This is a genomic window from Marininema halotolerans, assembly GCF_900116235.1.
Taxonomy (GTDB): Bacteria; Bacillota; Bacilli; order Thermoactinomycetales; family DSM-45169; genus Marininema; species Marininema halotolerans.
Genome location: NZ_FPAA01000005.1, coordinates 86,517 through 99,567 on the forward strand (window position 1 = coordinate 86,517; position 13,051 = coordinate 99,567).

General features: G+C 41.8%; 14 protein-coding genes and 1 riboswitch. Of the genes, 11 read left to right on the top strand and 3 right to left on the bottom strand.

Annotated elements, in window-relative coordinates:
• Positions 1-13: 13 nt before the first annotated feature.
• Positions 14-436, bottom strand: coding sequence for a VOC family protein (locus CHX35_RS07785; RefSeq protein ID WP_091836326.1), 423 nt, complete (start codon positions 434-436; stop codon positions 14-16).
• 514 nt (positions 437-950) lie between these two features.
• On the opposite strand from CHX35_RS07785, the gene CHX35_RS07790 reads away from it, so the two are divergent.
• From CHX35_RS07790 to CHX35_RS07820, 8 genes are all read left to right on the top strand, one after another.
• Complete coding sequence (locus tag CHX35_RS07790; RefSeq protein WP_091836328.1) at positions 951-1,181, top strand: hypothetical protein; 231 nt, start codon at positions 951-953, stop codon at positions 1,179-1,181.
• 38 nt (positions 1,182-1,219) lie between these two features.
• Entirely contained in the window at positions 1,220-1,570 is a 351-nt protein-coding gene (locus CHX35_RS07795) for a DUF2628 domain-containing protein (protein ID WP_091836330.1), read from the top strand.
• Positions 1,571-2,016: 446 nt separating this feature from the next.
• Entirely contained in the window at positions 2,017-3,153 is a 1,137-nt protein-coding gene (locus tag CHX35_RS07800) for a HEAT repeat domain-containing protein (protein WP_091836332.1), read from the top strand.
• Between the two features lie 26 nt (positions 3,154-3,179).
• Entirely contained in the window at positions 3,180-3,755 is a 576-nt protein-coding gene (locus CHX35_RS07805) for a hypothetical protein (protein ID WP_091836333.1), read from the top strand.
• 46 nt (positions 3,756-3,801) lie between these two features.
• Complete coding sequence (locus tag CHX35_RS07810; RefSeq protein ID WP_091836335.1) at positions 3,802-4,446, top strand: hypothetical protein; 645 nt, start codon at positions 3,802-3,804, stop codon at positions 4,444-4,446.
• A gap of 46 nt (positions 4,447-4,492) precedes the next feature.
• Complete coding sequence (locus tag CHX35_RS07815) at positions 4,493-5,158, top strand: hypothetical protein (RefSeq protein ID WP_091836336.1); 666 nt, start codon at positions 4,493-4,495, stop codon at positions 5,156-5,158.
• Between the two features lie 89 nt (positions 5,159-5,247).
• Positions 5,248-5,529 carry a hypothetical protein gene (locus tag CHX35_RS17490; protein WP_176391953.1) on the top strand — a complete coding sequence of 94 codons (282 nt, stop codon included), beginning with the start codon at positions 5,248-5,250 and terminating at the stop codon, positions 5,527-5,529.
• A gap of 543 nt (positions 5,530-6,072) precedes the next feature.
• Positions 6,073-6,324 (top strand): hypothetical protein, encoded by a 252-nt coding sequence (locus CHX35_RS07820; RefSeq protein ID WP_091836338.1) that lies wholly within the window; start codon positions 6,073-6,075, stop codon positions 6,322-6,324.
• A 63-nt stretch (positions 6,325-6,387) separates the two neighbouring features.
• Here the strand turns inward: CHX35_RS07820 and pdxR are convergent, their stop codons facing one another.
• Positions 6,388-7,809, bottom strand: coding sequence for a MocR-like pyridoxine biosynthesis transcription factor PdxR (pdxR, locus tag CHX35_RS07825; protein WP_091836339.1), 1,422 nt, complete (start codon positions 7,807-7,809; stop codon positions 6,388-6,390).
• Positions 7,810-7,923: 114 nt separating this feature from the next.
• Between pdxR and CHX35_RS07830 the strand changes: the two genes are divergently transcribed.
• Positions 7,924-8,358 (top strand): GNAT family N-acetyltransferase, encoded by a 435-nt coding sequence (locus tag CHX35_RS07830; protein ID WP_245838698.1) that lies wholly within the window; start codon positions 7,924-7,926, stop codon positions 8,356-8,358.
• A gap of 150 nt (positions 8,359-8,508) precedes the next feature.
• On the opposite strand, the gene CHX35_RS07835 is transcribed toward CHX35_RS07830, so the two are convergent.
• Positions 8,509-10,110 (bottom strand): TROVE domain-containing protein, encoded by a 1,602-nt coding sequence (locus CHX35_RS07835; protein ID WP_091836341.1) that lies wholly within the window; start codon positions 10,108-10,110, stop codon positions 8,509-8,511.
• A gap of 562 nt (positions 10,111-10,672) precedes the next feature.
• Here CHX35_RS07835 and CHX35_RS07840 point away from each other — a divergent pair.
• Both CHX35_RS07840 and cobT read left to right on the top strand, forming a co-directional pair.
• The gene (locus CHX35_RS07840) at positions 10,673-11,635 is read left to right on the top strand and encodes an NAD-dependent epimerase/dehydratase family protein (RefSeq protein ID WP_091836343.1); all 963 of its coding nucleotides are present in this window, start codon (positions 10,673-10,675) and stop codon (positions 11,633-11,635) included.
• A 121-nt stretch (positions 11,636-11,756) separates the two neighbouring features.
• Positions 11,757-12,800: a nicotinate-nucleotide--dimethylbenzimidazole phosphoribosyltransferase gene (gene cobT, locus CHX35_RS07845; protein ID WP_281252072.1), complete on the top strand. Its 1,044-nt coding sequence runs from the start codon at positions 11,757-11,759 to the stop codon at positions 12,798-12,800.
• A 26-nt stretch (positions 12,801-12,826) separates the two neighbouring features.
• Positions 12,827-12,966: riboswitch (cobalamin riboswitch) on the top strand.
• Positions 12,967-13,051: the final 85 nt, after the last annotated feature.

Genomic DNA, 13,051 nt, shown 5'->3' on the forward strand with positions numbered 1-13,051 from the left:
GGTTGAAACGAGTTTAACGTTCATTTATCCAGTCATCATTAGCATATTTTTTGTCTGATGGCTCTACGAACTCTACGATCTGAATCGTAACACCATTTGGGTCTGTTACCTGAAAAAGACGTTCTCCCCAAGGGTCTTCTTGTAATTCCGCAGTAATAACTACACCTTCCTTTTTCAAACGCTTTTCTTCCGCCTCGATATCTTTAACAACAAAGGCGATTATAAGACCCGATACAAATTGTCTGCGAATACCTTCCGGTAGAATTTCATTACCCTGTTCTAAAAAAACTATGGGGATCGTATTTCCTTCATGAGTTAGATAGGCAAATCCTTCTGCACTCCACTTCTCAGTAAAACAAAAATATTTCTTCAAGAACATGCTGGACGCTTTCACATCTTTAACCGTTACGGATACTGCTGATGAAATGATTTTCATATTACCCACTCCTTTTATAATAAATCAATCGCGATCATTTTTTAGTCTAGACCTTATCATGATGATAAGGTCAATATGCTCTAGTGAGTTTTTTGATTAATCACACTAAAGCCCAGCGAAACATATGTTTTGCTGGGCTTTAGTGTTTAAGTAAGTAGTTGGTACGTGGCTTCAAGTTAACGCGTATATAAATGATCGATATGCTTGATTACGTTCGTTTTATCAAGTTTTTAGGCACTTGAGTGGTGGGAATTGATGGATAACAAATAAGATTTTTTAGGGAGTGGTTAGTAAGAAACTGTGTGGAGGATGAGTACGCTTACCGTATAAAACATGAGGAATGGTGAACAACCCTTCTGGCTTTTGAAGGGATCAGCCAGAAGTCAGGGGATCTATTTTGATATTTCAGAATGTATTTATTTTATTTTCCGCTCTGAAAGTGACACTAAAATTGGAATCGCCATCGAATTAAGTATTAGAGGCATAAAAGTAAGGCATCGAAGGATGATTGACGATGTGGGAAGTCAAATTAATGGGTCTTGTGCTACTCGTGATCGGTTTAATCGGTATGTATGCTATTTGGATTGTGAGATGGAAGCCAAAGTTCCTTGAAGAGAAGCATCATGCCTCAATCGCATTGATCGAGTTTCTTTTATCGCTTTGTTGCATGAATGATCGCTTTTCCATTGGACTGATTTTCTTTGTGATGGCTTTATTCGGGGGAGCACTCCTTGTATGGGGTTAATAAAAGATTGACCTAGATGATTCATTGGAGGAAACGACATGAGAAACGATTATGGTAATGATCATGATAGGAAAGTACCAAATGAAGCTAAAAATTGGAATTGGGGTGCGTTCTTCTTAACGTTTGTATGGGGACTTTATCACAGAGTATATCTCTCGTTGCTGGTGTTTGTTCCAATTGTGGGGATTGTAATCCCATTCATTTTAGGGGCGAAGGGCAGTGAATGGGCTTGGAAGCGTAAGGAGTGGGAAAGTGTAGAGGAATTTACAACCTCACAACGATGGTGGAGGAACTTGGGGTTGGCTGTAACCTTGGGTGTAGTAATTGCTTTCCCCATCATTATTGGATTACTCAATATTCTGTATGTTATGGGGGATCAGGGACGCTGACCAACAAACCAACAAGAAGCAGTGTAAAAGAATATGCATTTCTTGGTGGTTTAATTGAGCATCGCACTTACAGTGTTGATACAGCCCTATGGGGGATCAGCCGAAAATACTTGATATACCCCTTACTTTTTTATTTCAATGAGGACTTTCATAACATCTGTTATCTCTAATTCTGGAGGTTAGCGATGTATTTAATCATTTTCATTGTCGGTATTTTTTTGCTGTTAGTTGTTTTATCGCTATTCAACAAACCATCACGATGGATAGAGCGATATGGAGTATCTGTTGTTGAAGGGATTTGTATTTGTTTGTTGATCCTATCCATTTTACTATCGATTGTTTTTTATCTATTGAAGTAGGGATCATGAAAATCTCCATCCATCATCATGGTAGGGAGAGTAGGAGATTCGTATGCTAGTTTTTAATGAGAATGTAAGGAGTCATATATGATAGTAGTTCCTCGAGAAGGGATATATACAAGAAGTTACCCGGAAGTTCAGGCTCAATTTAGAATTCCTTTTCAGTTATTTGCCAAATGGATAAGAAAAAAACGTTCTTTTCCAATTAGAGTAGTCGTTTACTTGTACAAAGAGGACTGGATTATAAATCGTTCGGGTGAAGAAGTAGCGGGATTATTTTTCGCCCCCTACGATAAAAATGAAGAACCCTATATTAAGGTTGCTACAGGAGACTTTAATAGTATCGATAGTGATTGTGAAGAAGGAATGGGAATTTACGCGTATTTACAAGTTTTCGCACACGAAGTGGTTCATTACGAACAATGGTTACATGATCATCCTTTTGATGAAGAAGAAGCTGATTCGAAGTCTGAAAAAATGGTTGATGAATTTATTGATGACATGTGCAATGACATCGAAGATATGACGGAGCATGTAACTCAAAGGAATCTAAATAAATTAGTGACACTCTTTGATTCGAAGATATTGGACCTTCAATTAGCTGTCATCGATGCTCTTTCATACTTTAATTGCTATCATCGAGCAAAAAAATTGTTACTACAGTGTACGCAGAGTCGCAATCTGAAAGTAAGATCCTATTCGTTTTGTGCGCTAATTAATTTTGCAGGGAATGACGTAGTAGAAGCCAGTATCAAGGGGCTTAAAGACGCAGAAGAAATGGTTAGAATTTTTGCTGCACAGTGTTTGGGGTTTACAGCACAGGGTAACTACAGTGCCATTCAACATTTGATTGCTGCATTAAGTGACACTTGTGCCAATGTGCGAGGATACGCAGGTGCGTCTTTAGGAAAATTGGGTGCGCATTCAAGTACCCATGAGCTTAGAAAGAGTGCAGCCTGTGAGCCTTCGGATCATGCCCGGTTAAGGATGCATTATGGATTATTTTGTTTAGGCGATAAGCACATGCTTTCAAGTATTTTCTTCTTCTTAAGTCATCATGATTCCGCTGTGCGAATGACGGCTGTTGATTATTTAGGCGATATAGCGATGGTTGCGGATAATAGAGAGATCGTTCATCAACTAAAGTTGAGATTGATCAACGAAAGAGATGAGGACATTATCAATGAGATACAAAATGTGATCCGTGCTAACGATTTTACATAAATAGAGATGGCGAAGGAGTGATCAGTATGAGTAACAGCCAAATTCAATCCGTGTTAGCGAATTCAATGAAAGCAGATGAAATCATTTCTGTGTACACCGATCGAAATGACCCAAGTAGTTTTTCAGCAGGGGTCATTACAGCATTATCGAATCAACATATTGTGATGAGGCATGTCACACCCGATGGGTTAAGTGATGGTTATCTTGTTAGAAGAGTGGATGATATCTTTCGAATCGATGTGAAAGGTAAATATGAAGAAAGGTTAAAACAACTCTATACACTTCAAGGCCAGTCCCATGATCACTTACTATTGCCGGATGTACATGAGAAAAATGAAGTCAATCTAATTCTTCAATGCCTTACACATGCGAAGGAGCACAGGGATATTGTATCGCTATCCATTGACGATACGGGTGAGTTAGATGACCTGGTTGGTTTTGTAAAGGAAATTGGAGATGATGTTGTAGAGATTTCCTGCGTAAACGATCAGGGATTCAGCGATGGTGGGTCGTTCATATTTCTCCAAGATATTTTGAAACTGAACATGAGGACGACTGATGAAAAAATACTAGCATTGCTTTTTGACAACCAATGTAATTGACCTCTTTTTACTAGCCTTTTTACTATGAAAACTAGGGGATATCACGATGGACAGCATTAGCATTCTTCTATATATATTTATTGCGGTTTTCATTATCTCATCTGTACTTTTTTTAAATTGGTTAAATTACACCAGTAAAAATGTTTTTCTGAAAACCATCATTTTAGTTCCTTTTTATACGTATATGATCGGTGATTTCATAATCGAAATCGTATTCAATTTTGTGAATGAGCAGTTTTTGATGGGCATTTTTAATTTGTTCCTCTTGATTGTGGTGATCATCCCGTCGTATATCTTATTTTTATTGGATTTTAGTATTGTTGTTAATTTCTTAAATAAAGTCTTACCACCTAAAGTGATGTCTATTGTACGTGAAATTATTAAAATTGTTAATGAGGATGATAAACCTATGGAAAAAGAGCAAAAAAATAATTTTAAAAAATATATCCTATTATCAGGATTCGATAGTATGGGGATATTAAAAAAATCAATCTTAAAATTTGCGGGTATGCTATTTGTGGTTATTACAAGTTCCTATTTATTCAAATTATTTGACATTGACTGGTTCACAGCGCTTATTGCATGCTTAATCATTACGATTGCAGATGGAATAAGGGATGTGCTTTATCAGAAAAATAAAAAAGAAAAAAATGCTGAAAAGAAGTTGTTTAGCGATAAATCCGATGCGTAGTAGTTCTGGTAGATAACGATATTGGATGGTAAAGGAGGGAGAAGAATTGAAAGCGCTAAGAACAAGTGAACTGCTCAAGATAATTCAACCCTATACCTTCTTTGATTGGGACAATGAACAAGATAGTCAACAAAAAAGCGTGGTCAATCTGGCGATACCAGAGTCTAAACACCCGCTTGCTCATCAAATATATGATCCTTCCTGGTGGGGGTTTGATGCAATTGATAATCCCCATGCACCATTGTTTCTTAATGAGCAGAATTGGATTTCATTGGAGGTGTCTTTTTTTTCATGGTTACAACCCGCGATTGAATGTTGGTTGAAAGAAGACGAGATCATCGCCACACCCTATCTCAATCATGATTGGTGGTGTTACTTCGATGATAAGGAGCCTAATGGGGTAATGCATCGAAAATGGGTGCAAAATGATGATAAGCATTATAAGAAACTTCTCATCCTAACATCAACCATTACAAATCAGCCAGTGTTAAGAGATAATTATCGGGCGGCTACACTTCATTCCTATGATGAGTTTATCGCATTAGAAAAAATGGCTGTGAAGGGCATTCCATTATTGTTTCTAACTCAGGGAAAGATGGTCATCTCAGTAACGGATTATTTAACAGTAAAGATAGAGTTTTGTGATCACGAAACGAAAGAAATAGTCATGAGGATGTTGGATGAATTAATAGGGATTCACCTTTTAGAGTAACCGGCGAGATATAACATCTAACTTTTGAGGGTGGGGGATGCATAGGAATATCCATTAAACCATTAAGGACGTTGGGGAGGATGAGTGGCATGGATGTGAAGATCGAGGAGTTAATTGTACGGTCTTTTGTTACAAAGCGTTTCCAAGATCGTTTCCTATTTGAATTGTCTTCAAAGAGGAAACGTGTAAATGCATTGAATCGCCTGTGCCACAATTATACGCAATTATTTCGCGACAGAGAGATGGTGGAGATACCTAAAAAGGACGATCTTCAGCAATATATCCACCATTCATTAACCGTATATGGAGCGGGTTCGTCATGTTATGTTATTTCCTTCAATAGTGAGTTGGATGGTAGAAATGTCCCTTAGAGGATGCTTTAACCGAATCCATCGGTTATGGGTTACCTTCCCTCATCGCATGCATTCCAGATCGATTAGTCTACTTTGAATCTGAACAAGAAGCAGGTGCCCCGAAACGATATATATTGAAAAAGTAGACCTTTTGGCGCGATTTTCGATTTACTTTAAATGAAATTTATTATTGAGATGTAAATTGCATCCTGGGCTAAATTTGTTACTATGCTGACCTACAAGGTAGAATGACAGGGAAGAAATAGAATCATCTAGTAATGGCAAGATCAAGATAGCATTGTTATGAACATCTTCAATGACGATGCCTGCAGTGGTAACACCGGTACGGTTAAAGGGAATGCCTGGCGCTTGGGTAAAGGTTCCATTTCCATTTCTGATAAAAATTGATACACTATCGGTATTCTCATGGGTAATCGCTCAATCGAGGTTGCCGTATGCAGTTGGCTTTGCAAGTGTCCTTTAAAGCGACTGAGTGTAGATCCATCTTTCTCTGATGAGAGACAATTCTATTCCAACTACACTATATAAAGAGGGATACTTATGAATCGACGTGAAAAGCTACAATTGATTTTATATGGTCTCTTTTTTTTATCATTGCCAATTGGCCATCGTATCTATCATATATTGTTAAAGAAAATGAACTTATATATTGACCCTATTGAAAGTGTAGGGTATTACTATTTGATAGATATTTCAGAATTGTTGGTTTTATCTATAGTGGCATCCATCTACTTCCTTATTAAAAAGGCTTGGGCGAAAAAGAGAGAAGCGAAAAAACGCAACGAAAATTGAAGGAGCTCCCATGGATAACTATATGTGATCGTTCTATCCATGGAAGCTCCTTCACTGGATGGATCAAGTGGAAAGTGAAAGTGACCATGCTGTTTGCAACCGACGAATTCCCTCACGGATTTCATCTTCCGATAATCCGCCATAACCGAGTAGCAGGACAGGGTCAGGATAGGGGGAAGGGAGGCTGCAATAATCGCTCAAGGGGTTGATGCGTACCCCTGCTTGATGAGCCATTGCGACCAAGTCTTCTTCGGAATGCGCCGAATGAACTTGTATGAGTAGGTGCAGACCAGCATCCTGTCCGATAATCGTTACGCTTTTATTCCAGGTGTTTTTAATTGTTTCAATCAGGGTACGATGTTTTTTTCGATAGAGGGTACGCATACGGTTTAAGTGTCGTTGCCAGTGCCCTTGTTCCATGAAGGCATGGAGAGTGAGCTGATTAATTCGGGAAGCGTCTAATTTTTCAAGATCTTGGTGTTGGTGAGCCCTATCTAATAAAGGAAAGGGCAGTACTGCATAACTGAGGCGTAATTCGTTGAGGATGCTTTTTGAAAAGGCACCGAGATAGATTACCCGCTGATTTCGATCCATTCCTTGCAGAGAGGGAATGGGTTGCCCCTTATAGCGAAATTCAGAATCATAGTCATCCTCAAAGATCCATCGTTCTCCTTGAGTACTCCATGCGAGTAGAGCTTGACGGCGCGCAAATGGCATGACAATGCCTGTGGGAAATTGATGAGATGGGGTTACATAAACGACATCCGCTTGATTCTGTTCAACGCTTCGTAGGTGAATGCCGTCCTCATCCAAGGGAACGGGTCGATAAGTTACCCCCATATTAGTAAAGGCGGTCTTTGCCCGATGGTATCCGGGATCTTCTATGGCATAGGTTTTATCTACACCGATAAGTTGGCTAATCCAACGGATTAGCGATTGGGTGCCAGGGCCGACCACCACTTGTTCGGCAGAGGCGGATACGCCACGGGAAGTATATAAGTAGTGAGCAATCTCTTGTCGTAGAGAGAAATCTCCAAAGGGATCGATCTCTTGGGGGAAATTCTCTTTTCTTAGCACCTGTCGGGTCAATCGACTCCATATTTCATAGGGGAAGTGTGAGAAATCAACACTCCCGTAATGAAAATGGATGTCATTAGACCGTGTAGTTCTGGGGTGAGAAGCGATCCGCGATGGGGCGGTAGGGGGTACTAAATGGAGTGATTTGTCAATCGGCGCAACAAAAAGCCCCTTCCGTGGGCGACTCATCACGTATCCTTCTGCGTGTAGCTGATGATACGCGTTTTCCATCGTAGTCAGGCTTATTTTTAGATAGTGGCTCCATTTTCGTTTGGAGGGAAGGCGATAGTTTGCAGGGAGACGACCGGTTTCAATTTCATGTTTGAGATAGGTATATAGTTGTTGGTATAAAGGAGTTGGTGCCCCGCGATCTAGATGAGGGGTTAATTGATGCAGAGATTTATTCATGGGCCCCTTCCTTTTCGTGCATTCATCTGACCCTTGAAATTATATCAAAACTGGATATGTTAAAGGGATCAGAAATGAAGTAGGATCAGACTATATTGAGAAGGGGTGAGGGAGTTGGACAAGACAATTGTAGTGAAAGAATGTATCACTGAAACCGATTTTCGCCAAGCATTCCCTGTAATAAACGAATTGCGTCCGCATCTTACTGAAGCCATGTACTTTGAGTGGCTGCAGCCTATGCAAAAAGAAGGCTATCGCTTATTTGTCATTGAGGAAGAGGGCGAAGTAGTGGCCTGTGCAGGAATCGAAATCATGACCAATTTTTATAATGGTCGTCATTTATATCTTCATGATCTGGTCACGCGGAGTGATCGGCGTTCCTGTGGTCATGGGGAGCGTCTATTGAGCGAATTAGAAGAGTGGGGGAGAGCACAAGGGTGTGAACGCGTAGCCTTAACCTCTCGCTTTATTCGCAAGGATGCCCATCGTTTTTATGAAGAGCGGATGGGTTATGACAAGGAGAGTTATGCTTTCTTAAAAGATATCTAAGCGATGACGATGATGACGTTTTGGTGATGAACCTGTCAAAACAATTGGATGGGGGATAATGACTACTCACCACTGGAGTGGATCACTCTTGAACCCTCATCAATGTGAAAAGCCCACTTGGATGACTTGTCTCCAAGTGGGCTTTTCATTTTACAAGTCATTGTTAGCAATCATTTGTACTATGCGTGGCATGGAAGGATCAAAGCCTCCGAAGTCAAAGGAGAGGGGATCATTGGGATCCACCAAGGACAGGTGATTTGGAGTTAATGTGACATAGATGGCTTTCACCATGGGATTAATCTTGTTCCGATACTCCCGTTGCGCCTGAAAAGTATGGCGAGAGCCTGCCCATGACTCAGAATCGGTCCAAAATACAACCACATCGACGAAGGTTTTGGTTGTTAGCAACCAATCCCATGTGACAGCAGCGTCGGTTGCTCCGAAGTTATATTCTACAGTTTTTCGAAGCGCATCCTTGAAGCTATCTTGACGTGAAACTTGTAGGTCAATAAAATCAGTGGAAAATCCACGAATATCATAGAAACGTTCGGCCTTTGCTGTGGTGAGTGCCATGGCTGTCGCAATCTCAGCACAGGTAAGCGCGGCCGTGGGAACGGGTTTCCAATTCATCGACCCAGAAACATCCACCGCATGAAGGAAACGCTTGTTTGTCGGTTCCTGTACTTCAAAAGAAAGTTCAACCGCTTGATCGAGCACATCGACGATGAAGGGAATCGGTTCCCATGTTTTCTTTGAATGCCCTCGTCTTCCGCCAGAAGAATAAATCTTCAGGGCTTTTAGGACATCGATGGGATGAATGCGAGCCTTTTTGAGCCGTTCTTTATCAAGGAGTGTCGCTTCAATGTGAGTAAGATTGGCGATATGTTCTTTTGTAAGTACCCCGAGTTGTGTCAGGGATCCAAGATTGCGAAGAAGAGCCCCCATGGGCATTTGTAAGAAAAGTTCTTGCCATACCGAGTGATCCATTCCCCCCAATGGAGCTACCATTTCATGGGTGAGTCGCCCTTGTTGTACACCCGCTAAGGATAGGCTGGGGTCCGCTTTTACCCTTTCAAACCAATGAATTTGTTGTAATGTTTCAGGAATCGCTTTCTCTTCTCCGGCGAAATTCCATGCACCTGCGGTAAGATATTGGTAGAGGGTGTGATGAGATGTTGTCTTCGGTTTTGGATGAAAAAGACGAAGGACATCCCGTGAAGAATAGCCGTAGCGTTGTTGATACTTCAGAAATTGATAGGCTAGCGTACGGACATCTTTGTTTTCAAGCCAGCGATTACCTGCCCGGCGAATAACCCGACCAAATCCGCGCATTCCTTTTGTATAAGCCAGCCATTCATAGAGATGCGAGGCGGTTCGAACAACGTGAGGGAAGATCTCTAGAAAAGAATCTTTAGCAGCTTTGGACTCTCCCATGGAAAGGAGAACAAGGGCAAGCAAAGGGGCACTATTGCTCATTGCCCGACCATCTGAAGCATAGCGGATTTCTTCGGCTACTTTACGAGGATCTATCTGAATCGCTTCTTGAATGGTCTGTACAAATTCCTGGGTGCTTTCAAACTTTCCTGCATAAAAAGTACCCGTCGTTGTTCCAGAGATAAGACAGCGGCGAATCATCTGCAAGGGATTGGTCTTAAAGGCATATCCACTGGAATGACCTTGAATCATATCTTTACCAGGGATGGGTTCGGTTTGGGGTGTCTGTGTGGGTTGCATAAAGAATTGATAATTCATGGGGTGCACCTCGCTTGTAATGAAAGCCATGAGATAAGAAAAACCGGGTAAGGACCCGGCTAAAGGATACAAGGATATGGGATGTTCTAAGTACTTTCAGAAAGTGAATCGAAATCAATCATGTGGCCGGGGAGGCCGGATTCGAACCGGCGGCCGATACTTGAACGGTAACCCTATTCATTCGGCCCTGATATCTCCTTCTGTACGCGAGTAAGGGAAGTCCCCTTACAACCAAATGAGCGTATCCCTTTGGTGCGATCACATACAGAAGAAGATATCTAGACAAGTGTTAGAAAAGGGAAAGCCTATTGAACATAGGCGAGTATTGCTCTACCAACTGAGCTACTCCCCGACAATATAGAAGATAATATCTTTCGTGTCTATTAATTACAAATACTATTATAGTTGATCGAAGATTGTTATGCAATAGTGAAATTAGAAAAAATGAAAATATTTGTGATATGGTTGTTCTCTCACCGAAATGGAAACATATCTATCCTTTCTAAAGAATTAATGCACATGGGTTGTTAGTAGATTCTAAGAGAAAAAGAGGGGTTACTTAGTGAAAACATGTTTAATCTTTGGGGGAAGTGTATTCGTAGGAAGATCCATAGCGGAACGATTAGTACAAGCGGGGTACCGTGTTTATGTATTGAATCGAGGGAATTATCCTACGCCAACAGGATGTATTCAGATAACAGCGGATCGAAATGATATGAACCAAATCACACAAGTGTTTGAGGAGCTTTCATTTGACGTTGTCTTTGATGGGTCTGCCTATCATCCTAAGCAGACGGCGATAGCGACTCAGTGTTTATTAGGGAAAACCAAGCATTTTATCCATATCAGTAGTGCCTCCGTTTATCTACGGACAGAATCGTTTCCAGTTATATTTACTGAGGAAAGTCCAGTGGGCCATAACCCGAACTGGGGAACGTATGGCTATGAAAAGTATCAATGTGAACAACTACTACGAAAAGCTTTTTTAGAAAGTGGTTTCCCCATAACAATCTTCCGCCCTTTCTATATCTATGGAAAAGGGAATAACCTGAATCGAGAAAAGTATATTTTTCACCGGTTGCTCAAAAAAGAATCCATTCTCGTTCCACGAAATGGATCGACCCAAATTCAATTTGGACACATTGATGATCTTGTCCATGGATTGGTGGCATGTATGTTGAAAGAAGAAAGCTATGGTGAAATTTATAATATTGCAGGACATGAAGTCGTATCGTTCACAGAGTGGATTCAAATTTGTGCGGAAGTAGTAGGGGTAGATCCAGAGATTAAATTAGTCAAGGACAAACATGGTGATCATCATCCGAGACAGTGGTTTCCCTTTCGCGATACTCACCTAGTTGGTAACTGTGCTAAATTAAGAGCCCACCTTGGTATCACACCGAGAGTGCGCTTGCTGGAAGGGTTGCAGGATACATATGAATCAGTGAAGGAAGAATTGATTGAAAAACCTGTGGTACATACGGAAGCCGAACGTAGAATTCTTACGCTAATGAAGAGGTTTTGAAGACCAAGGAGGGGAGGGCTAAACTTTATTTCCAATATAAATTTGCTCAAGAGAGAGGGGTCAACACTCCCTCTCTCTTTTGTATAATAAGAGAAACGGGTGAATTAAGGAGGCTATCATCATAGAGACAAGCAAACGTAGGTTACTTCCTTTCATTCCAGTAATCCACGAAGACATCGAGTTGGCCGCACGGAATCATATGAATGAGTTAACAAAGCCCCTCGGGGCATTAGGGAACTTGGAGGAAATCGTGATTCGATTAGCTGGGATGACAGGGAATGTCATGCCGGATATTGGACGAAAGACGATGGTGGTTTTTTGTGGCGATCATGGAGTGACGGAGGAAGGCGTGAGTGCATATCCTTCGGATGTGACGGGTCTGATGATTCATAATTTTTGTAAGGGAGGCGCTGCGGTTAATGTCCTTTCTCGTAGGGCCGGCGCGGATGTGAAAGTCGTGGATGTGGGGAGCCGGTTGAAGAAGCTGCCAGCATGTGTGGTGGATCGGAAGGTGCGTCTAGGGACGGCCAATATGGCAGTCGGTCCTGCAATGGAGCGTGAAGAGGCGGAGGAGGCAATCGCAATTGGGATTACGATTGCACAGGAATTAAAGACAGAGGGGGTACAGTTAGCTGGTGTCGGCGAGATGGGGATTGGGAATACGACGGCTACTTCTGCTGTCGCTTCTGCATTGACGGGTATGTCAGTGGACAAGCTGGTCGGTCGAGGAACTGGGATCGATGATGTGATGTTGCGGCAGAAAGTGAAGGTGATTCGTAAAAGTTTGGCAGTTAATCAGCCGAATAAAGCAGATGCCATCGATGTGTTGGCGAAGGTGGGGGGGTTGGAGCTTGCCGCGATGACGGGATTTGTGCTCGGGGCGGCTTCTGTACGTTTACCTGTGGTAATTGATGGGGTAATATCAACAGTCGCGGCATTTGTGGCCATGGCTCTATCCTCTGACGTGAAAAAATATCTATTTGCTTCCCATCTCTCGGTGGAACCTGCCCACCGGATATTGTTGGATCAGTTGGGGCTTGAACCGTTGATTGATGCCAAAATGCGATTAGGTGAAGGAAGTGGGGCTGTTCTTAGCTTTCCTTTGTTTGATAGCGCAGTGGCTGTTGCCCGTGAGATGGCTACCTTTGCGGATTTAGGTCTGTAAAGGAAGGGCTTATGAGGGTATCGGATTCAATTTTATAGGAGAAAGGAGGGAGCATTAGCATTTTGCTCCCGTTCGGGAAGCTGGTGAAAATCCAGCACGGTCCCGCCACTGTAAAGGGAGAAGTTTCTTCCCTGAGTCAGATACCGGCCTTTCTTAACGACACCGCTTGATCACGCGGATGGTGAGGTGTCCCTAAGAAGGTGGAAATGCTTTCTTTGGGCACTGTCTGCGTAAACAAGCGTAGGCTTTTT